This window comes from Lewinella sp. JB7 (assembly GCF_024297185.1).
Classification (GTDB): Bacteria; Bacteroidota; Bacteroidia; order Chitinophagales; family Saprospiraceae; genus Neolewinella.
This window is the reverse complement of the sequence record NZ_JANCTD010000004.1, coordinates 368287-389696: the sequence shown is the minus strand read 5'-3', so window position 1 is coordinate 389696 and position 21410 is coordinate 368287. Positions and strand designations below refer to the sequence as shown.

Here is a 21410-nt window from a genome sequence, read left to right as displayed (position 1 = left end):
GTGGACTGGGGCGGCGGCGCGCGGGTCCAACAGGTCTATCGCTTGCAGGCCTTCACCCGAGCCTAGAACGCTTCGGGTCGCCGGGCGATGTTCCAGCGGATTCCCAGGTTGAGCAAGCTTGTTTCCAGGTCGCGGGCGGCCTGCTCGGAATCCTTACTCCGGGTAAAGTACTCACCCTCCAGCCAGAGGTTGGGACGGAGTTCGTACCCGGCCCGCAGCTGCAGAATGGTATTGGTGTAGTGGATTCCCTGGCCGATCTCGTTACCAAAGGTTTCGTTGCGCAGGTCGCTGGATTGGAAAGGATTCTCCCCCTCCACCACTCCCGGGCTACCCTCTCCCTGCTCGATCAGGTACGCCCGGCCGTACAGGTTCAGGCGGGGCAGGGGACGGTAGTCGAAACCAACCAGGTTTTCGGTAAAGTTGGCCCCCAGGGGGTGGGCCAGCGGCATGGCGAAGTGGGTATAGCTGCTCGGTCCGTCGTGGGAGTACATGTAGGGGCGGGCCACGTTGCGTTCCGCGACCAGGTCGAGCTGGTCGATCCCGAAGGCGTCGACGTGGCGGGCACCGATCTGGTAGGCCCACTTGTTGGCCCACCACCCACGTTTTTTTACGAACAACTCATCGTACTTGAATTCATCCAGGATAAACTGCCCGTACACCTCGGTACGGAAGGGCAGGCGGTACGCGGCCGTCAGGCCGATCACGACGTTGTCCGGGGAGCCCACGCTGCCCTCCACCGTGCGGTAGAGAATAACGGGATTGAGGTAGGCCAACTCAAATCCACTTTCCCGGTTAAGTACGACGGCTTCGAACAGTCCGACGGAGAGGCGCTTGCCGATGTCGATGGACAAGTGGTGAGCGACGAGAAACTTCTTCGGCAGCAGGGTGTCCGGCCCCGGCAGGTCCTGTGGACTGCCCGTCAGCTCCGCGAAAAGATTCCGGTAGTGGAACTTCCAGATGCGCCAGTTGATTTCCAGGAAGGGGTAGTTGTTGCTGAAATCGCTCAGGAACAGGCTGCGTTCGCCCTGACCGATGAAGTGCTGCCCGTAGCCGAGGCGGACCCCGACGTGACGCGTTACATCCGCCGACAGGTACCCGGCGCCGTTGAGAAAGTCATAGCCCCGCTCGATGTCAGCGAATCCGATGGTCAGGTCGTCCTTCGTCAGTCCGGCTCCCGGAAGCGATACGACCCGGTTGAAGTAGTCGCGAATGTAGTTCGGCGCGCCGAACTGCGTCTCCAGGATCTCGAAGTGCAGAAATATGCGATCGTCAATACCGGCGCGTAACCGCAATCCCCGCCGGTTGTACAGATAGGCCTGCTCGTCATCCTTTAGCTGACCGTAGCGGGCATCGATCACGGGATTTAGGCGGAGGTAGAAGTCTTTTTGGTTGTGCTCCAGGAAGAAGGAGGGCGTACGGTACAGGCTGCCGAGGAGCGGAGCCCGCTGGGAGGTGCGGTAGAGGGGGGAGCGGACCGATTCCAGGGCGAAGTCATCACCGATCCAGAAGGGCGCCCGGTCCGCATCCTCCGCGTCGGCCAGTGAGGGCAGGGCGAGCCACTCGTTGTTGTCGTCGAAAAAGCCCTGGAGCCGGTAGCGGTCTACGGCCGACAGGTCGCTTCCGTACAATTCGTAGTATGTCTTCGCGAGCCTGACGAGGTCACCGCGGCTGGCGGGCCGCAGGTTAAGGTCGGCCGCCGGAGCGGTAAAACCGGTATAACCGTACCGGAGCTGAAGCCGACGAATCAGGTCGTACCCTTCCTCGTTGACCGGTAAGGGGGCTCCCTGCGACAGGAGGAGACGGGTGGCCAGGACCAGTAGGGAGAAAAAGGACAGACGCAGCACGGGAAGGATTTACACGGAGGCGGGGGCAAGTTCGCCCGCATCCATTAACGGTAGTTCGCGGGTTTACGCGTGCAGGATCTTTTGCCGTTGGGCAAGGACTTCCTCCGCCTCTTCCCGTTCGGGGTCGGGTACGCAGCAGTCGACGGGGCATACGGCCGCGCACTGGGGCTCCTCGTGAAAACCCACGCACTCGGTACACTTGTCGGGAACGATGTAGTAGAACTCGTCGCTGACGGGTTCCTGATCTTCGTCGGGGGCAATCGTTTCTCCCGTCTCAATGGTATAGGGCGCACTGATGGTCGTGCCGTCGGAGATCGTCCACTCCACGCCGCCTTCGTAAATAGCATTGTTCGGGCATTCCGGTTCGCAGGCTCCGCAGTTGATGCAGTCGTCGGTAATCATAATGGCCATGGGGAGATCGTTTTAGGGGGGACAAAAGTACGGTGCGGGGTACACACCGTCTGCCGGAATGTGACCCTATTCGAGTGGTAACGTCAGTAAAGGGGCATCAGATTTGCATTAAACGCAAAAAAACATAACATTGAACGCCGGCCGGGCGTATTATGGCCTCAGTATTTAGCTTGGAAGAAGCCACCGGCTTCGACCTGACTACCCTACAGTTCAGTCTACGACATGGAAAGATACAGCGACGAAGAACTCGAAGAGTTCAAGGTTATCATAAAGGACAATTATCAGCAAGCCAAGAAGGAGTTGCAGATGCTCCGCGATCAGGTAAGTGAGTTCTCGGAGAACATTACCGAAGGCTTTGGTGCCGATTATACCCAGGACAGCAGCTCGGTGAGCCAGTTGGAACTATTGAATGAGCAGGTACTGCGCAAACGCGATCAGGTCCAGGACCTGCAAAACGCCATGCTGCGCATCAAGAACAAGGTGTACGGCGTCTGCTCCGTGACCGGTAAACTCATCGACCGCAAACGCCTGGAAGCCGTTCCCACAACCACCAAAAGCCTGGAAGGGATGCGCCTGCAGGCCAGCGGGGCGATGGACGTTACGGCGCAGGATCTGGCCCGTATGGCCAGTGAGCGCCGCGAGGGCCCCAACAAGGTGATCTCCAAGATCAAAAAACCACCCCCGCCCAAGGCCAAACCGGTAGTCAAAAAGCGCAGCCGCCGGCGCAAGGCCCAGGAGGAAGAAGAGGACGATCTCATCTGACCCATGGCCCTGATCATTCCCGTCCGCGGACACACCCCGCAGATCGGTACGGACTGCTTCCTTGCCCAAAACGCGACCCTCGTGGGGGAAGTCGTCATGGGCGATCACTGCAGCGTCTGGTTCACCGCCGTCATCCGGGGTGACGTAAACCGCATCGTAATGGGCGACCGCGTCAACGTACAGGACGGTGCCTGCATTCACTGTACCTACCAGCGAGCGGCCACGACCATCGGCAACGACGTCAGCATCGGTCACCGGGCCATCGTGCACGGGTGTACGGTGCACGACAGCGTCCTCATCGGCATGGGCGCGATCGTGATGGACGACGCGGTCATCGAAAGCAACGTGATCATCGGGGCCGGCGCGGTCGTGCCGGCCGGCATGCGGTGTGAACGCGATTCGGTGTACGCCGGCATCCCCGCCCGGAAGATCAAAACGCTTGCGCCCGACCAGCGGGAGGATACCATCGAACGCATCGCGGCCGCTTACCTCACCTACGCCGGGTGGTTTAAGGATTGATCTCGACCGCCGCCACGATGACGAAGGTCGGATAACACCGAAATTCCAGGTGAAAGTGCATGGTCACCGTCTCCGTACGTAAGTAGGCATCCGCGGTGCTGATCTCCGGTCCGTAATCCGCCAGGTTCACGTGCAGGTGTTCCCTAAAATCGAGTTGACGCTTTCCGTATGCCTTGTACATCGCCTCCTTGGCGGCCCAGATGAGGTGCAGCTGGGTCAGTTCGTATTCCTGTTGCAGATGTACGCTTTCCTCGACGTTGACGAACTTCCGGGCAAGGCGACGAATACGCGGCACGATGCGCTGTACGTCTACCCCACAGGGGCGGGGGTGGGCAATGGCGGCGGAATAGCCTACCGTATGACTGATACTTACGAAGAATAAGGAGTCATCCAGGTGCGGCTTGCCGTCGGTGTCCTTGATCAGTTCCGCCCGGACGCTGCGACCGCTCATGTGATGCAATAATAGCCGGGCGGCCAAAAACTCACGGCGGCGCTCGGCTCCCCGGATACGTTCGATCTGTTCGATCTCGCGGTGAAAGAGGGAGACGTGACCGCGGAGATCGGATTCCGATTCATCGATCCGCCACAGCCCCCATTCGCCGGGTGGCAGGACGGAGTCATGAAAAAGTAGAGGCAAGGAAGGGTAGTTCTATAGCCGAACCGCATTGATCCGGGTGTCAATGTAATAGCAGACGCAAGCTACTACAATACAGATGACTGCAATAGCAGCGGCAAGTTGCAAGGTGGCGGTGAACTGGGGAATTATAAAACCCACCGCCCAGCAGAGAAGAACTAGAAATATATATTTCATCTGGTGGGGTGGCGACGAACGCCAAAGGCTGGTGTGCCTTTAAAACCCTGACCCCTAACAACTTGTTCGCGTCGCTAATGCTAGTACGTCAACAACAGCGTTCGGGGCACCGCGCCGCGATCTACGATCTTCAACCCGCCGCCGACGGCTTTTACTCCGCCGCCGCCGACGGCTTTCTGGTGCACTGGCACCGCGCTGACGTGGACTTCGGACGCGTAGTCGCCACCGTGGAAGGCGGCAAGTTTCTGACGCTGACGACCACCGACGAAGGACTGGTAGCGGGGACCCTGGACGGCGGCGTCCACTGGCTTTATCCGGATATCCCCGAAAAGAACCGCCACGTCGCCCACCATCGTCGCGGCACCTTCAGCGTTCTCCGCGCAAACAATGAACTCTTCAGTGCCGGCGGCGACGGCGTACTCACCCGCTGGTCCGTAGCCGAAGCCCGCAGCCTCGAGAGCCTGCCACTGTCGCGTAACTCCCTGCGCCGGCTGGCCTACGATCCGGTGTACGACCGCCTGGCCGTAGGTGCCAGCGACGGAAAAATTTATTTGGTGGATCGGTCCGGTTTTTCCCTGATGGACGTTGCTCCCGCGCACCCGCCCTCCGTTTTCGCGCTGGCCTTTAGTCCCGACGGAGAGTACCTTTTTTCCGGTGGGCGCGATGCCCAGATGAGCCGCTGGCACGTACTCGGTGGCAAGCTGCGCCTCCAGCAATCCGTTACGGCTCACCTGATGACCGTCAATGCCATGGCCGTACACCCCTCCGGAGACTACCTCGCGACCGCCAGCCGCGATAAGACCGTCAAGCTGTGGCGTACCCACGACCTCGAACTGCTCAAAGTCTGCGAAGTCGTGCGCGACCGGGGCCACGTCAACTCCGTCAATACCCTGTGCTGGCTCGACCGGCACACCCTGATCACCGCGGGAGACGATCGGCGGGTGCTGGAGTGGAGCTTCGGGGAGTAGCGGGGAGGGTTTTACTCCTTCACGTATTCCTCGATCGGCGGACACGTACAGACGAAGTTCCGGTCCCCGTAGCCGTCGTCCACCCGCGCCACGCTGGGCCAGAACTTGAAACCCTGGCGAAGGTAGGGAAGCGGATAGGCCGCCTGACTGCGGGAATAGGGGTGGCTCCATTCGTCGGCCGTGACTTCGGCGATGGTATGGGGCGCGTTCTGTAGTACGTTGTCCGCGGCATCGACGTCGCCCCGCGCAATGGCATCGGCTTCGCGGCGGATGGAGAGGAGGGCGTCGCAGAAGCGGTCGAGCTCGTCCTTGCTCTCGCTCTCGGTGGGTTCGATCATGACGGTGCCGGCGACGGGCCACGAGAGGGTGGGGGCGTGGAAGCCGTAGTCGATCAGGCGCTTGGCCAGGTCTCCCGCGCTCATTACCGACTTGAAGGGGCGCAGATCGATGATCAGTTCGTGGGCGGCGCGGCCGTTTTCACCGGTAAAGAGCACGTCGTAGCTGTCGGCGATGCGGGCCTTGATGTAGTTGGCGTTGAGGATCGCGTACTCACTGGCTTCGCGCAATCCGCGCGCACCGAGCATCTTGATGTAGGCGTAGCTGATGAGCAGGATGCTGGCGCTGCCCCAGGGGGCGGAGGCCACCGCGGTGGTGCGTTTTTGTCCGCCGGTTTCCTGCAACGGGTGCCCGGGGAGGAAGGGGGCCAGTTTTTCGTTGCAGCAGATGGGCCCCATTCCGGGGCCGCCGCCGCCGTGGGGGATGGCGAAGGTCTTGTGCAGGTTGAGGTGGCATACGTCGGCACCGATGCGGCCGGGACTGGTGAGGCCGACCTGGGCGTTCATGTTGGCGCCGTCCATGTACACCAGCCCGCCGTGGGCGTGGATCAGTTCGCACATTTCCACGACGCCGGTTTCGAAGACGCCGTAGGTACTCGGGTAGGTGATCATCAGGGCGGCGAGTTTGTCGCTGTGCTTCTGGACCTTGTTGCGGAGATCCTCGATGTCCACGTTACCGGCCGCGTCGCTCTTTACGACCACGACCTGCATTCCGGCCATGACGGCGCTGGCGGGATTGGTACCGTGGGCCGACTCGGGAATGATGGCCACGTCACGGTGCCCTTCCTCACGGTGGAGGTGGTAGGCCCGGATTACCATCAGTCCGGCGTATTCTCCGCTGGCACCGCTGTTGGGCTGAAGACTGCAGGCGGTGAATCCGGTGATCTCGGCGAGGTCGTGCTCCAGCTCGCGGAAGAGTTCCTTGTACCCCTGGGCCTGTTCGATGGGCGCGAAGGGATGGATCTCGGCGAATTCGGGCCAGCTGACGGGGATCAGTTCCGTAGCCGCGTTCAGTTTCATAGTACACGAACCGAGCGGAATCATGCTGTGCGTCAGGCTGAGGTCCTTGTTTTCCAGCCGTTTGAGGTAGCGCATCATCTCCGTTTCCGTGCGGTAGTCGCGGAAATTGGGGTGCGTCAGGTACTCACTCTGGCGGCGGAGCGCGGGAGCAATGACGGACTCGATACCGGAGATCCCCCCCGCCGGGGTAAGTTCGGCGCCGGTGTACTTCAGATCTGCCCGGAAGATGCGGCAGAGCGCCTGCAGGTCCGTCGTAGCTACCGTCTCATCGAGGCTGATGCGGATACCGCCTTCGGCGGGGTAGAAAAAGTTGTAGCCCTCCGTTTCGGCGGCCTTACGGATACCGGCGATCTTTTCGGGGGCGGCTTCGACGTGGATGGTGTCGAAGAACTGATCACCGGCCAGGGTGAAGCCCGCGTCGCGCAACGCGTCGGCCAGAATGACCGTGAAGTGGTGAGTACGCAGGGCGATCGCCTTCAGTCCTTCCGCACCGTGGTAGCAGGCGTACATGGCGGCCATATTCGCCAGCAGGGCCTGGGCGGTACAGATATTGGACGTGGCCTTTTCGCGCCGGATGTGCTGTTCGCGCGTTTGGAGGGCCATGCGGAGCGCGAAGTTGCCGTGGCGGTCCTGGCTAACGCCGATGATGCGGCCGGGAATCAGGCGCTTGTAGGTATCCTGTACGGCGAAGTAAGCGGCGTGGGGTCCGCCGAAGCCCATGGGAACGCCGAACCGTTGGGTATTGCCGACTACGGCATCGGCGCCCCACTCGCCGGGAGGGACGAGCAGGGTAAGGGCCAGCAGATCGGCGGCCACGGTGACGGTGATATTCGCCGCTTTAGCGCGTTGGGTGACTTCCCGGTAATCCTCGACCCGACCGTTAGCGCCGGGGTACTGGAGTAGGATGCCGAATACCCGGTCTTCGTCAAGATCGAAGTCCGCTACGGGGCCTACCTCGATGGTGATGTTCAGGGGTTCGGCCCGGGTCTGCAGGACGGCCAGCGTCTGGGGCAGTACCAGGTCGGACACCAGGAATACACTGGCGGGGTCGGACTTTGCCCGTTTGTTCTTGTGGCCGTAGAACATGGTCATCGCTTCGGCGGCGGCGGTGCCCTCGTCGAGCAGACTGGCGTTGGCGACCGGCATGGCGGTGAGGTCGCTGACCATGGTCTGGAAATTCAGGAGGCTCTCGAGGCGCCCCTGGGCGATCTCCGCCTGGTAGGGCGTATACTGAGTATACCAACCGGGATTGCAAAACAGGTTGCGCAGAATGACGCTCGGCGTAATGGTGCCGTGGTAGCCCATACCGATGAAACTGCGAAATACCTTATTGCGGCTCGCGAGTCCCTTCAGGTGCTGGAGGTAGTAGTATTCGCTGATGGCGGAATCCACCTGCAGGGGGTCACGCAGGCGGATATTTTCCGGGACGGTCTGATCGATCAGGGTCTCCAGCGATTCAACGCCGATGGTGGCCAGCATCTCCCGGGTTTCCTCGGTGGAAGGGCCGATGTGGCGGTGGCGGAATTGGTCGTGGCGGGGGGTAAGGGCGGGCATGCGGAAGCATTGGTTTGAGGGGGCCGCAAAGGTAATGATTGGGGGTGAGCTAGTCGCCCGGAAGTGCGCGGGTTTCCGGACGCCCGGGCGTCCGTATCCTTGTTCCGCCGTATGCCAGTCTGCACGGCAACGCAAACGGTCGTCCAGTTGTCGCTCCCCCGGCTTTTCGCTGCGGGGCGGCGTATTCGCCCGGGGCACACGGCTGCTTACGGGGACTGCGACAATACTGCAAGATTCTGCAACAATAGTACAAGGGGCCGAAGCCCGGGACGGCTAACTTAGACAGCACACATTTTGATCACCCGTTAATCACTACTACCATGCAAACGCTGCTACGCGGTCTGTCGACCTGCTGTTTTTGTTTACTTCTATTTGCCTGCGAGCAAGAGACCGTCGAAGTGCGGGAGGTACCGTCTTCATCCGCCGTATCCTACGATATGTCCGGCACGTACGCCAACGCCGGCGCTACCCAAATCGATGGAATAGGATTCTTTGCCGATATCGCCGACTGCGACTACACCGCCGAGGGGGCGGACTATTCCATCCAACTTACGGGAGACCTGGAAGGCTGTCTGTACGTCTTCGTGAGCGACTACGCCTGTTCGCCCAGTGGGACCTACCGCGAGGAGGGAAGAGAATACTTCGTGGGTACCTACCTGGGGGATGCCGGTACCTTCTGGACCGACTATAAATTCGAGGGCAAGTACGAAGGGTGTTCGCCCGACGGATTCTTTCTGGGAGCGGAGATATTCGGACGGTGCCAGCACCCGATCGCCCGGGGCAGCGGGACCGGCATATTTACGGATGTCCGCGGACGGCTCGACTTCAAGGACGACGTCGAAGCCGGTAATTTCCCCTTCCGGGGACACCTGCGGTACTGAGCGGATCATTCAGGAACCGGTACCGCCTGGCTCCCGCGCCCCGCCGCCCCGCCTTGTGCTGGTTTTATCTTGAGTGCAGCACGACCGTTTCCCCGCTGCGGGCGCTACGTACCGCCGCGTCGAGAATTTCCATGACCGTCACGTTATTTTCCAGGGCCGAGAGGTCCGTGGGCCTAACCGTGACGGTACCCTCGATGACGGCCGCGAGGTAGGCGAAAGGATCGTCGTAGGGCGCCGTCCGTTCGGGCAGGGTAAGGGCTTCTTCCGTAAAGCCGTCGTAGCCCACCGGTTGCCGTATCCGCAAATCATGACGATTGTCGGCGTACACGACCCCCGTAAGGCCGTAAATCTCCATGTCCTTGCGACCGATCGGCCAGTTCCACGATGCCTGGATGAGGGCCACGGTCGAGGGATAGGTGAGAATGATGAGCGCCTCGTCGTCGACCAGCGGGTTATTTTCCGGCTGTTGTTGTTGGGTGACGGCCGTAACCGTAAGGGGTCGCTGACCGTCCATCAGCCAGGTCATGAGGTTGGCGCCGTAGCAGCCGAAGTCGGTGATCGCGCCGCCGCCGTTTAGGTTCGGATCCGTCAGCCACTCGAGGAATTCGGGGTCGACACCGATCTTTTTCGGTCCGCGGTGACCATCGCGAACGACGACCTTGCGCAATGCTCCCACCAGGCTGTCCTCCTTTACCAGGGCGTAGGCCCGGTGGTTGGTGGGGTACCAGGTAGTTTCGTAGTTGGTCAGTAGGTGAATGTCGTGTTCCCGGGCCAGCGCCTCCATTCGGTGGGCGTGATCGAGACTTACCGCCAGGGGCTTCTCGACCATTACGTGGATGCCACGGGGCGCGCACGTTTCCACGATCGCCAGGTGGTCGTAGATGGTGCCGAAGGCCGTCACCGCCGTTGGGGACTGAGCGTCCAGCATTTCCTCCAGGGTGGAGTACACGATATCTAGTCCGAACCCGTACTGCCCGGCGTAGCGCTCCGCCAACGTATCGTTGGGTTCCACGATACCGACGATCTCAATATCCCCGCGGCCCTCACTGTTGAAGATACCGTGGACGTGGGTGTGGGTAAGCCCCACGACGCCCACGCGTAGGGGGCCGGACTGGCCGGTAGCGTGAGTGACGGACATGAGGAGTATTGCAAGCAGCGTAAGGGTGCGGACCATGATCGATCGGAAGTTGGTGACCGTTAAGATCGACATAATAGCGGCATTCCGCAGCCGGAGAGACGGTTTGTAATCTGTGGACGACCGGCTAGAATTCCCGGTAGTTCCCCTCCAGGTACTGATTAGCTTCGTTTTCGGCAAAGCGCGCGGTTTCCGCGTTCCAGTGCAGCGTCAGTCCGGGGAAGCGACCCGCCACCACGCCTAGCAAGATTACCTCCGTTAGGCGGGCTGCGTAGCTGAAGGGGGCGCTGGTCTGACCCTTACCCAGGCAGGCATCGACAAACTGGTGGTAGTGTTTGGGGCTTTCTGATTCGTAGTTGCGGATGGGCGCGCCCAGATTTAGGGCACTGGCGGCGCTGGCGATCTCGGTGCCGATGTTCTGGTAGGCGCCGTCCACGATCAGGCGGGGCTCCTGCATGAAGTGGGGGAGGAGCAGTCGGCCCTTTTCGCCGATGAATACCGCGCCCTGGTCGGGTAGTTCGTCCCCGTTCGGGAGCTGCAGGTCTTCGTGGTCGGCCGGGGCACCGGGACCGTCGTACCACACCCACTTGAGGCGGTCGGCGGTGTGGCGGGTGCCGGGGAATTCGTAGGTCACCACGTTATTTTCCGGGAAGCCGTAGCCGGTCGGTGGTCGGCACTCGTTGACGATGGTCAGGGGTACGTCGAGTTCGAGCGCGTTGTAGGGGGTGTCGAAGATGTGGACGCCCATATCCCCGAGGGTGCCGCAGCCATAGTCCAGGATTTGTCGCCAGTTGCTGGGGTGGTAGCGGCCCTCCACGTAATCCCGTTGGGGAGCGGTGCCCTGCCAGAGGTTCCAGTCCAGGTAAGCCGGCACCGGGTCGCTCGTGGTGGGTTCGGGGCCGTCGTAGCCCCAGTTCTTGGGCGACCAGGCGCGCACGGTGTGCACCTTGCCGATGATGCCCGACTGGATCAGCTGGGTGGCCATGCGGTAGTCGTAAAAGCTGTGCACCTGGATCCCCATCTGGGTGACGAGGCGGCGCTCCCGGGCTACGCGGTCCATTTCCCGGGCTTCCGATACGTGGTGGGTAAGGGGCTTCTGGCAGTAGACCGCCTTATCCATACCCATAGCCAGCAGGGAGGCCGGAGCGTGAATGTGATCGGGTGTCGACACTACGACGGCATCGATGTCGTCGCCCATTTCCCGCATCATTACGCGGTAGTCGGCAAATGCCCGGGCGTTGGGGTGCAGTTCCTCGGCGGCACGCAACTTGGTGCTGTCTACGTCGCAGAGGGCCACGACGTCCACGTTGGCGTGGGAGGCAATGGCGCGCATATCTTCCATACCCTGGTAACCCAGTCCGATGTGGGCGGTACGGAGGCGATCTTTAGCACCGGCTCTTTGGGCGGCGCAGCCGGGGAGGAGGACGGTCGCGGCCAGGGCCGTGCTGCTCTGAATGAATGTTCTTCTTTTCATGTTGTTGTTCTGCCGGGCCTAAAGCTCCCGAATTTTGATGTTGCGAAACCAGAGTGGACTGCCGTGGTCCTGTAGGGCAATATACCCGCTGCGGAATTTACCGTAGTCGGGGGCACCCTTCCACTTGCCGGAGTTCCGCTTTTCCTTCCAGTCGTCGGAGTAGGGGACGAAAGAAAGGACCAGTTCACCGTTCAGCCAGTGTTCCACCCGCTCGGGGGTGTAGACGATGCGGGTAGTATTCCACTCCCCGGCCGGGTTCAGTTTCTTCTTGGCGGGATCGGGGGTGTACATGGCGTAGTCCGCGGCGGTGCTCTGCCAGTCCTGGAGTTGCTCGGGGTGCTCGGCGCCGAACTGACTGTTGTAGCCCGTCAGGTCGTGGATGTCCGCGTAACCTTCGTCGTCGATGAGTTGGTACTCGGGCGCGACCTCGGAGGGGGCGCCGTAGCCTTCCTTCACGTGGTAGAATACGCCGCTGTTGCCTCCGGGGGGGATTTTCCAGTCCAGGGATAATTCGAAGTTATCAAATTCCCGCTCTCCGTAGATGATGTCGCGACCGCCGGTGTAATCCTGCTCCAGTTCGACTTCGGTATCGAAGTACAGTACGCCGTCCTGGGCTACCCAGCCGGGGGGCATTTCCTGGGCGTTGTAGCCGCGCCATCCTTCCGTAGTCTCTCCGTCGAAGAGGCTGATCCATCCGTCGTCCGTGGTTTGGTTGCGGGGTGCGCAGGAGCAAAGGAGGAGGAGAAAGAGCAAAGAGCCCAGGGGGTGTTTCATGGATGATCGTTTGTGCGGTGGTGGAGATGTACTCCGGAGGGAAAGGTAATAAAACGGATGATAAGGGAGAATGTAAGGTCGAGCGGCCTCTGGTCCGAGACGTCAAAGGTCGAGGCGTTGCACGCCGAGTGGTTTTCGGTGGGGGGAGTTCGCTGCGGATTGCGCAGATATCAGGTCGAGCGGCCTCTGGTTCGAGACGTCTCACCACGGATGGCCACGGAATGGTCACGGATTTTTTGAGGGCCTCAGGCGTTACTTGGCGGTCAGCGGTGGCGGGGCACTTCAAGGTCGAGCGGCCTCTGGTCTGAGATACTAAAGGTCGAGGCGTTGCACGCCGAGTGGTTTCCGGTGAGAAGTTCACTGCGGATTGCGCAGATATCAGGTCGAGCGGCCTCCGGTCCGAAATGTCTCACCACGGATGGTCACGGATTGGCCACGGATTTTTTGAGGGCCTCAGGCGTTACTTGGTGGGCCGCAGTGGCGAGGCACTTCAGGTCGAGCGGCCTCTGGTCCGAGACGTCTCACCACGGATGGCCACGGATTGGCCACGGATTTTTTGAGGGCCTCAGGCGTTACTTGGCGGGCAGCAGTGGCGGGGCACTTCAAGGTTGAGCGGCCTCTGGTCCGAGACGTATCACCACGGATGGCCACGGATTGGCCACGGATTTTATGAGGGCCTTAGGCGTTACTTGGCGGGCAGCAGTGGCGGGGCACTTCAAGGTCGAGCGGCCTCCGGTCCGAAATGTCTCACCACGGATGGCCACGGATTGGCCACGGATTTTATGAGGGCCTTAGGCGTTACTTGGCGGGCAGCAGTGGCGGGGCACTTCAAGGTTGAGCGGCCTCTGGTCCGAGACGTCTCACCACGGATGGCCACGGATTGGCCACGGATTTTTTGACGGCCTCAGGCGTCACTTGGTGGGCCGCAGTGGCGGGGCACTTCAAGGTCGAGCGGCCTCCGGTCCGAGACGTCTCACCACGGATGGTCACGGATTGGCCACGGATTTTTGAGGGCCTTAGGCGTCACTTGGCGGGCAGCGGTGGCGGGGCACTTCAAGGTCGAGCGGCCTCTGGTCCGAGACGTCTCACCACGGATGGCTCATGAACTTCACGTAGCGCTCAGGCGGTACTTTGCGATCGACTTAGCGTTGGTTGGTAGCCTGGGCGGCTACGGGGGTGAATGCCAGGGAAGGTAGCTATTCATTCCATAGGCCGGCTCCCGCGTCCCCGCCGCCGGAACTGCTGGTAAAAAGTAAGTTTCGGCATATTACCTTAACGGCAGCATAAACCAACGATCATGACCCACAGCCGCCGCGCCTTCGTGCGCAACGCCGCCCTGCTTCCCGCCGCCCTAGCCGGTAGCGCCGCCCTGCGTTCCTCGCCCGCTCCGAAACTAGCCCACGTACCGGAGCAACTCACGGTTCTCTTCCAGGGCGACTCGATCACCGACGCCGGTCGCGACCGCGAACGCACCCAGGCCAACGACTTCGGACACACCGGTACGGGCTACGTCCTGCTCGCCTCCGCCGCTCTACTCGGCACCTACCCCGAAACGGAACTGACGAGCTACAACCGGGGCGTGAGCGGCAACAAGGTGTACCAGCTGGCCGAACGCTGGCAGGAGGAAGCCCTGGACCTGCAGCCCGACGTCATCAGCATCCTGATCGGCGTCAATGACTTCTGGCACATGCTGAACGGTAAGTACGACGGCACGGTCGATGTGTACCGCACCGACCTTAAGAACCTGCTCCAGCGCACGAAAGATGAATTGCCTGACGTGAAGTTCATGCTCGGCGAACCCTTCATCATCCGGGGTGGTAAGGCCGTAGAAGATGCTCGCTGGGCCAACGAATTTCCCGCCTACCAGGAAGCCGCCCGGGAGGTGGCCGATGAATTCGATACTGGATGGGTGCCCTACCAGCGAGTGTTCGACGACGCGCTGGAGGAAGCCCCCGCCGCCTACTGGGGAGCCGACGGCGTCCATCCCAGCCTGGCCGGAAGTTACCGGATGGCGCAGGCGTGGATGGAGACCTTCGATAAGCTGTGGTAGGCTAGGCGCTAACCGGTGAAGTAACCGTAGGCAATCAGGATCAGCACGACCACCAGTACCGACACGGCAATGTCGGCGGTGCGGACGCTGGCGCGGGTTTCGGCCTGCTGCTCGGCGGATACCGTGGCCATGGTCAGGCCGCGAATCTTCTCCAGCAGGGGTGCTTCGGTGGCGTAGCTGACCACGACCATCGTAAGGGCCGAGATCAGGAAGATCAGCAGGCTATAGTACTGGAAGAAGGTGTTGTTGATGATCCAGAAAAAAGAGCCTTCCGCGTACGCGAATCCTTCGTTAAGCATCACCGGGGTGTCGATCATGAGCCGGAACAGTCCCAGCGTAAAGCCCACGAGCATGGCTGCCAGGGCCCCCTTGGCGTTCAGTCGTTTGTTGAATACCCCGAAGAAAAAGACCACGAAGATTGGCGGCGCCAGGTAGCCCTGTACGCTCTGCAGGTAGTCGTAAAGGCCCCGACTGCCCTGGATCACCGGGATCCACAGCAGGCCGATGACCACCATTGCCGCGGTAGCGATACGGCCGACGCGCACCAGTTGTTGTTCACTCACGTTGGGCCGGAACTTGGAGTAGAGGTCCATCGTGAAGAGGGTCGAGGAAGCGTTGAATACGCCGGCCAGGGAGGACATGAGGGCGGCGAGCAGACCGGCCACGACGAGTCCGCGGATGCCGGCGGGCAGCACCTTGGCGACGAGCAGGGGAAAGACCTGCTGGGCGTTGGCGTTGATGATGTTGCCATCCGCGTCGAGGAGGGTTTCGGCCAGTTCGGGCATCTTGCCACTTGCGGCCAGGGCGAAGGTGATGATGCCGGGAATGATGAAGATGAATACGGGCAGCAGCTTAAACAAGGCCGCGGCGATCGTACCGCGGCGCGCCTCGGTCAGGTTGGCGGCCCCCAGCATGCGCTGCACGATGTACTGGTCGGTACACCAGTACCACAGGCCGATGATGGGTGCGCAAAAGAGCATTCCGATCCAGGGGTAATTGCTGTTGAAGTACCAGGCCATGCGTGTTTCGGTCAGCACCGGTTCCCAGGTGCCCTCCACGCCCTCAGGTACGAGAGGCTTCCAAAGGTTGAACATTTCGGAGCCCGCGATGCGCTTCAGTTCGCTCCAGCCACCGAGAGCGTCGAGGCCGTACACGGTGACGGTGACGGCCCCGAAGATCAGGATCACCGTCTGGATGGCCTCGGTGTAAGCCACGGCTTTGAGTCCGCCCAAAATAGTGTAAGCACCCGTCAGCAGAATCATGAGGATCGAGCCGACCCAGAAGCTGTCGAGCCCCATAAAGCTCACTTCCGGCAACAGGACGCCAAACACGATGCCCCCGGCGAAGATGCCGACGGCCACCTTGGTGAGTACGTAGGCGATCAGGGAGATGATCGACAGCACGTAGCGGGAGGCGGCGCTGAACCGTTTCTCCAGGAACTCCGGCATGGTGTAGATTTTGGAGCGCATGTAGAAGGGGGCGAGCACCCACCCCAGCACCAGGAGGCACCAGGCGTGGAGTTCGTAGTGGGCCATCGCTACGCCGTCGGTCGCCCCGGAGCCGGCCAGCCCGACGATGTGTTCGGAGCCGATGTTGGAAGCGAAGATGGATGAGCCGATGACGAACCAGCCGAGGTTGCGCCCCGCCAGGAAGTAGTCGTCGGAGGTGTCGTTCTTTTGCCGGATCACCCACCAGGCGATACCGAGAATGATGACGAAGTACAGGGCAATGATCACCCAGTCGAGGGTAGCGAGTACGGACATTGCAGGCGGGAATTACTTAGTAGAGAACTTGTAGGTCGTAGTGGTCGCGTACGTCTCTCCGGGCCGCAGTACGACGGAGGGGAATGCTGACTGGTTGGGCGAGTCGGGGTAGTGCTGGGTTTCCAGGCAGAGTCCGGAGCGCCGGCCGTAGGTGCCGCCGCCCGGCGCGGACAGGGTGCCGTCGAGGAAGTTGCCGGTGTAGAACTGAATGGCGGGCTCGTCGGTGAATACTTCCATATACCGACCGGTGGCGGGGTGATGCACGGTTGCCACGGGCGATGATCCGGAGGGGCTGTTCAGCACCCAGCAGTGATCGAATCCTTGGCCCTTCGTGAGCTGGTCGTCGGACTGCCCGATGTCGCGGCCGACGGGTTTGGGCTCGGTGAAGTCGAAGGGAGTGCCGGCAACCGGTTGCAATTCGCCGGTGGGGATCAGGGTGGCGTCGACGGGGAGGAACCGGTCGGCGTCGATCTCCACCACGTGGTCGAGGATGTCGCGGGAGAAATCGCCCGAGAGGTTAAAGTAGGCGTGCTGCGTCAGGTTGACGACGGTCGGTTGGTCGGTGGTGGCTTCGTAGCTCACTTCCAGGCTATTGTCGTCCCGGAGGGTGTACACGACCGTGGTGCTGAGGTTGCCCGGGTAGCCGCCCTCGCCGTCGGGACTCAGGTAAGTAAGGCGCAGACCGGGCTCGGTGTCCGAGGGTACTTCGCTGGCTTCCCAGATTACCTTGTCGAAGCCGGTGACCCCGCCGTGGAGGTGGTTGGGTCCATTGTTGGCTTCCAGGGTATACTCCTTGCCGTCGAGGGTGAATTTGGCGCCGGCAATGCGGTTGCCGTAGCGACCGATGAGGGCACCGAAGTAGGGATTATTGGTCCGGTATCCTTCCAGGTCGTCAAAACCCAGAGTGACGTTGGCGTAGTTCCCGGCCGAGTCGAGAGCAGTGAGGGAGGTGATGATGCCGCCGTAGGTGATCACCTCCACTTCCATGCCCCGGGCATTGCGGAGGGTGTACTTATCGACCGCCCCTCCGGCGCTCGTGGTGCCGTAAGCGGCCTTGGTGATTGTAGCGGTGGCGGTGACCGGTGTGGAGTCTGCCTCCCCGGTCGGTGGGGTTTCATTGCCGGCGCAGTGCGCGAAGAAGAGGGATGTGACCAGAAGGCAGAGGAAGGGTAGGCCCGTAACTGATGGGTAGCGCATGATGGTGTATTTGTCAGCTTAGTAGCCGTGTTGGAAAAGATGGTAGTAGGCCTCATTGGCGTTGAGGGCGTCCTTGAAGTCGCGTACCCGGGTGCGTTCGTCGATCACGAGGAGCTCGATACCGGCAATATCGGCCAGATCCTCCAGGTATTCCGTCGTCAGCGATTGGGTATAGACGGTGTGGTGAGCACCCCCCGCCAGGATCCAGGAGGTGGCGGCCACGTCTAGGTTGGGCTGGGGGTCCCAGAGTACCCGGGCAACGGGCAATTTGGGGAGGGCTTGCTGGGGCGCGATGCTTTCGACTTCATTGACCAGCAGGCGGAAACGGTTGCCCATATCGATGAGGGAGGCGTTGAGGGCACTGCCGGGCTTGCCGTCGAAGACCAGGCGAACCGGGTCGCTCTTTCCCCCGATGCCGAGCGGGTGAATCTCGCACGAGGGACGTCCGCTTGCGATGGACGGGCAGATCTCCAGCATGTGGGAGCCGAGGACGTACGACCTTTCGGGCGTGAAGTGGTATGTGTAATCCTCCATGAAGGAGGTACCGCCCTCCAACCCTTCACCCATCACCTTCATACAGCGGAGTAGGGCGCCGGTTTTCCAGTCGCCCTCGCCGCCGAAGCCGTAACCCTGCTGCATGAGGCGCTGGACGGCGATACCGGGTAGTTGTTTGAATGCACCGAGGTTTTCAAAGGTGTCGGTGAAGGCCCCGAAGTTGTTCTCTTCCAGGAAAGACTTGAGGGTCAGTTCGATACGGGCCGCTTCGAGCAACGACTCCCGCTGCGCGCCGCCGGCCACCAGGGCCGGGGTGAGGACGTAGGCGCTTTCGTATTCCTGTACTAGTTGGGTCGTGGCGGTGTCGGAGGCGGCTTCCCGGTGGGCCATGACGTCCTCGACGGAGTAGCCGTTCACCCCGAAGCCGAAGCGCATTTCGGCCGAAACCTTATTGCCCTCCGTCACGGCCACCTGCCGCATGTTGTCGCCGATGCGGGCAACCTGGAGGTTCTGGAATTCCGACCACCCGAGGGCGACGCGCGACCACACGTTGAGCTTGCGCTGTACGGCAGGGCTTTGCCAGTGACCGACGATGACCTTCCGTTTCTTCCGCATTCGCGACATCAAGAAGCCGAACTCCCGGTCGCCGTGGGCCGACTGGTTAAGGTTCATGAAGTCCATGTCGATGCTCTCCCAGGGGATCTCGGCGTTAAACTGGGTATGGAGGTGGCAGAGCGGTTTGCTAAGACAGGTGAGTCCGCGGATCCACATCTTCGCCGGGGAAAAGGTGTGCATCCAGACCACCACGCCGATGCAATTGCGGTCAGCGTTGGCTTCCAGACAGACCTGCAGGATCTCCTCCGAGGTAGTGACTACCGGCTTCTGCCGGAGGGCAACCGGCAGTTTGGCCTGGTCATTTATTCCATTTACTACCGTGGTGGTGTGGTTGGCCACCTGCTCCAGGGCGGCGGCCCCGTAGAGGTGTTGACTTCCGGTGATGAACCAGAGTTCTTTATTCTTCATCATCATGTGCTGGGTTACTGGCCGTAGTAAGCATTTTGGCCGTGCTTTCTTTCGTAATGTTTGCGGATGAGGGCATCCTTGAGGCGGGGGGCGGCCGGATTTATCTGGCGGGCGAGGTAGGCCATACGGGCTACTTCCTCCAGGACCCGGCTGTGGTACACCGCCTCAGCGGCATCCTCTCCCCAGGTGAAGGGACCGTGGTTGCCTAAAAGCACCATGGGCACTTCCCGGTAGTCGAGTCCCCGCTCCCGGAAGCAGTCGGTGATCTGGATTCCCGTATTGTGCTCGTAGTTGCCCGCGATCAGCTCGTCGCTCATGGGTGGTGCACATGGCACGTCTTCGGTAAGGTGATCGGCATGGGTGGTGCCCATGATGGGTATGTCCATTTGGGCCTGGGCCCAGGCTACGGAGTAGGTGGCGTGGGTGTGAGCGATCCCGCCGATGACCTCCCAACTCTTGTACAGCCAGGCGTGGGTCTTGGTGTCCGAGGAGGGGCGCAGCTTGCCTTCCACGATTTGGTTTTCGAAGTCGACAATGACGATGTCCTCCGGCGCGAGTTGCCCGTAGGCTACCCCGCTGGGCTTAATGGCGAAGGTGCCGGTGGAGCGGTCGACGGCGCTGACGTTACCGAAGGTGTAGATAACCAAGCCGAGAGCGTTGAGCTCCATGTTGGCCTCGTAGCACGCTCGTTTCAGTTCTTTATAGGAGGGCATAGGTGGGGGATTGTGCTTCAACGAAGGTGCCGAGTGCCACGTAGCGTTCGAAAAGCGGGCGGAACTGCCGCACCTGTTCCGGGTCGGGACGGTATTCGGCTTCGTAGTCACTCGCGAGTTGAGCGCTGGCGGTTAGGATATCGGGATAGAGTCCGGCGGCGACGGCGGCGTAGATGGCCGCGCCGAGGGCGGGAGCGTAGTCGGAGGTCGCGACGACGATCGGGCGGTCGAGCACGTTGGCCAGCGTCTGCATGATGTAGCCGGATTTGCGGGCCACTCCCCCGATGCCGATCACCTTGTCGATGCGGATGCCCTCGTCCTCGAAGCGCTCCACGATCTTGCGGGAGCCGAAGCAGATGGCGTGCACCAGGGCCTTAAACAGTTCGGGTGCGCCGGTGCCCAGAGAAATGTTGGTGATGGCGCTCTTCAGCGACTGGTCCGCATCGGGGGTGCGGCGACCGTTGATCCAGTCCAGGGCCGTGGGCAACTGGTCGGAGAGGGGAAGTGCTTCGGCGCGCTCGGTCAGGAGGCGGAGCAGGTTACGGTCCATTTCCTCGCTGAGTGCCTCCTTTTGTTCGTCGGTGAGGAGGGCGCTATCGGAGAGCAGCTCGCGGGTGGGGCCCATGATGACCCCCTTGAACCAGGCCAGTACGTCCCCGAAGGCCGACTGACCGGCTTCGAGGCCCACCATGCCCGGCAGGATGGAGCCGTCGACCTGTCCGCAGATGCCCCGGACGGCGTGGTCCTCAATCACCTCCCGCGAGGCGACCATCATATCGCAGGTGGAGGTGCCCATCACCCGCACCAGGCAGTGCTCGGTGATTCCCGCACCGATAGCTCCCGCGTGGGCGTCGAAGGTGCCGACGGACACTACGGTTGTGGTGGTCAGTCCGAGTTTTTTCGCCCATTCCTCGCTGAGGTTGCCGGCCACCGCGTCGGAGGTGTAGGTATCCTGGTATAGTCTAGCGCGGAGCTCAGCCAGGTAGGGGTGAAGCTGGGAGAGAAATTCGGTGGGCGGTAGACCGTCCCATTCCTCGTGCCACATGGCCTTGTGGCCGGCGGCACAGCGACTCCGCTTCAACTGGTCGATGTGCTTGCCGCCCGTGAGCAGGTGGGTCATCAGGTCGCAGTGCTCGACCCAGGAATAGGCCTGCTCCCGCACGGCGCTGTCCTCCCGGATCACGTGCAGAATTTTGGCCCAGAACCATTCGGAGGAGTAGATGCCGCCCGCGTACTTGGTATAGTCGGGGCCGCCCCAGTTGCGGGCCAGCTCGTTGATTTCCTCCGCTTCGGCGATGGCCGTGTGGTCCTTCCAGAGCACCATCATGGCGTTGGGGTTCTCCTCCAGGCCGGGGGAGAAGCACAGCGGCATCCCCGCCGCATCGACGGGTACGGGAGAGCTGCCAGTGGTATCTACGCAAATCCCTCTGACGCTTTGGGGAGCGACGCCGGATGTGGCGACCACGCTCCGGATCGTGCGTTCTAGTCCTTCGAGGTGATCGAGGGGATGCTGGCGAAACTGGTTGCGGGCCGGGTCGCAGTACTTGCCGGCCTTCCAGCGGGGGTACCAGTAGACCTCGGAGGCCATCTCCCGGCCGATTGCGGCGTCGATAAGCACCGCCCGCACGGAGTCGGAGCCGTAGTCGAGGCCGATGACGTAGTTGTTCGTGTCGGTCATATT

General features: G+C 61.5%; 17 protein-coding genes. 5 read left to right on the top strand and 12 right to left on the bottom strand.

Going from position 1 to position 21410, the window contains the following annotated elements; translation table 11 throughout:
• Nucleotides 1–62: 62 nt before the first annotated feature.
• Nucleotides 63–1844: a hypothetical protein gene (locus NMA52_RS09755; protein WP_254827476.1), complete on the bottom strand. Its 1782-nt coding sequence runs from the start codon at nucleotides 1842–1844 to the stop codon at nucleotides 63–65.
• A 63-nt stretch (nucleotides 1845–1907) separates the two neighbouring features.
• Entirely contained in the window at nucleotides 1908–2255 is a 348-nt protein-coding gene (locus tag NMA52_RS09750; protein WP_254827475.1) for a 4Fe-4S dicluster domain-containing protein, read from the bottom strand.
• Nucleotides 2256–2477: 222 nt separating this feature from the next.
• On the opposite strand from NMA52_RS09750, the gene NMA52_RS09745 reads away from it, so the two are divergent.
• Together NMA52_RS09745 and NMA52_RS09740 are read left to right on the top strand one after the other, a co-directional pair.
• Complete coding sequence (locus tag NMA52_RS09745; protein WP_254827474.1) at nucleotides 2478–3017, top strand: hypothetical protein; 540 nt, start codon at nucleotides 2478–2480, stop codon at nucleotides 3015–3017.
• 3 nt (nucleotides 3018–3020) lie between these two features.
• Entirely contained in the window at nucleotides 3021–3536 is a 516-nt protein-coding gene (locus tag NMA52_RS09740) for a gamma carbonic anhydrase family protein (RefSeq protein ID WP_254827473.1), read from the top strand.
• On the opposite strand, the gene NMA52_RS09735 is transcribed toward NMA52_RS09740, so the two are convergent.
• Complete coding sequence (locus NMA52_RS09735; RefSeq protein WP_254827472.1) at nucleotides 3526–4173, bottom strand: 4'-phosphopantetheinyl transferase superfamily protein; 648 nt, start codon at nucleotides 4171–4173, stop codon at nucleotides 3526–3528. The two genes, NMA52_RS09740 and NMA52_RS09735, sit on opposite strands and share 11 nt — an antisense overlap.
• Before the next feature lie 251 nt (nucleotides 4174–4424).
• On the opposite strand from NMA52_RS09735, the gene NMA52_RS09730 reads away from it, so the two are divergent.
• Nucleotides 4425–5315, top strand: coding sequence for a WD40 repeat domain-containing protein (locus tag NMA52_RS09730; RefSeq protein ID WP_254827471.1), 891 nt, complete (start codon nucleotides 4425–4427; stop codon nucleotides 5313–5315).
• An 11-nt stretch (nucleotides 5316–5326) separates the two neighbouring features.
• On the opposite strand, the gene gcvP is transcribed toward NMA52_RS09730, so the two are convergent.
• Nucleotides 5327–8224, bottom strand: a complete 2898-nt coding sequence (gcvP, locus tag NMA52_RS09725) for an aminomethyl-transferring glycine dehydrogenase (RefSeq protein ID WP_254827470.1) — start codon at nucleotides 8222–8224, stop codon at nucleotides 5327–5329.
• Between the two features lie 320 nt (nucleotides 8225–8544).
• Here gcvP and NMA52_RS09720 point away from each other — a divergent pair, with 320 nt between their 5' ends.
• Nucleotides 8545–9105, top strand: coding sequence for a hypothetical protein (locus tag NMA52_RS09720; protein ID WP_254827469.1), 561 nt, complete (start codon nucleotides 8545–8547; stop codon nucleotides 9103–9105).
• Nucleotides 9106–9169: 64 nt separating this feature from the next.
• On the opposite strand, the gene NMA52_RS09715 is transcribed toward NMA52_RS09720, so the two are convergent.
• The 3 genes from NMA52_RS09715 to NMA52_RS09705 are packed head-to-tail and all read right to left on the bottom strand — an operon-like array spanning nucleotide 9170 to nucleotide 12488.
• Nucleotides 9170–10315, bottom strand: coding sequence for a Gfo/Idh/MocA family protein (locus NMA52_RS09715; RefSeq protein WP_254827468.1), 1146 nt, complete (start codon nucleotides 10313–10315; stop codon nucleotides 9170–9172).
• Nucleotides 10316–10367: 52 nt separating this feature from the next.
• Nucleotides 10368–11714 (bottom strand): Gfo/Idh/MocA family oxidoreductase, encoded by a 1347-nt coding sequence (locus tag NMA52_RS09710; protein WP_254827467.1) that lies wholly within the window; start codon nucleotides 11712–11714, stop codon nucleotides 10368–10370.
• An 18-nt stretch (nucleotides 11715–11732) separates the two neighbouring features.
• On the bottom strand, nucleotides 11733–12488 hold the full coding sequence (locus tag NMA52_RS09705) for a DUF1080 domain-containing protein (RefSeq protein ID WP_254827466.1): 756 nt from the start codon (nucleotides 12486–12488) through the stop codon (nucleotides 11733–11735).
• A 1297-nt stretch (nucleotides 12489–13785) separates the two neighbouring features.
• Between NMA52_RS09705 and NMA52_RS09700 the strand changes: the two genes are divergently transcribed.
• Complete coding sequence (locus NMA52_RS09700; protein ID WP_254827465.1) at nucleotides 13786–14538, top strand: SGNH/GDSL hydrolase family protein; 753 nt, start codon at nucleotides 13786–13788, stop codon at nucleotides 14536–14538.
• 8 nt (nucleotides 14539–14546) lie between these two features.
• Here NMA52_RS09700 and NMA52_RS09695 read toward each other — a convergent pair whose 3' ends face one another.
• From NMA52_RS09695 to NMA52_RS09675, 5 genes are read right to left on the bottom strand one after another with little or no spacing between them, the layout of a single operon-like run.
• Nucleotides 14547–16301, bottom strand: coding sequence for a sodium:solute symporter (locus NMA52_RS09695; RefSeq protein ID WP_254827464.1), 1755 nt, complete (start codon nucleotides 16299–16301; stop codon nucleotides 14547–14549).
• A 12-nt stretch (nucleotides 16302–16313) separates the two neighbouring features.
• Nucleotides 16314–17498 carry an aldose epimerase family protein gene (locus NMA52_RS09690; protein WP_254827463.1) on the bottom strand — a complete coding sequence of 395 codons (1185 nt, stop codon included), beginning with the start codon at nucleotides 17496–17498 and terminating at the stop codon, nucleotides 16314–16316.
• Nucleotides 17499–17516: 18 nt separating this feature from the next.
• Nucleotides 17517–19022, bottom strand: a complete 1506-nt coding sequence (gene araA, locus NMA52_RS09685; protein WP_371930952.1) for an L-arabinose isomerase — start codon at nucleotides 19020–19022, stop codon at nucleotides 17517–17519.
• Nucleotides 19023–19030: 8 nt separating this feature from the next.
• A complete protein-coding gene (locus NMA52_RS09680) occupies nucleotides 19031–19729 on the bottom strand; it encodes an L-ribulose-5-phosphate 4-epimerase (RefSeq protein ID WP_254827461.1) in 699 nt (232 codons plus the stop codon).
• Complete coding sequence (locus NMA52_RS09675; protein WP_254827460.1) at nucleotides 19716–21407, bottom strand: ribulokinase; 1692 nt, start codon at nucleotides 21405–21407, stop codon at nucleotides 19716–19718. Before NMA52_RS09675 ends, NMA52_RS09680 begins: the two co-directional genes overlap by 14 nt.
• Between the last annotated feature and the right edge of the window lie 3 nt (nucleotides 21408–21410).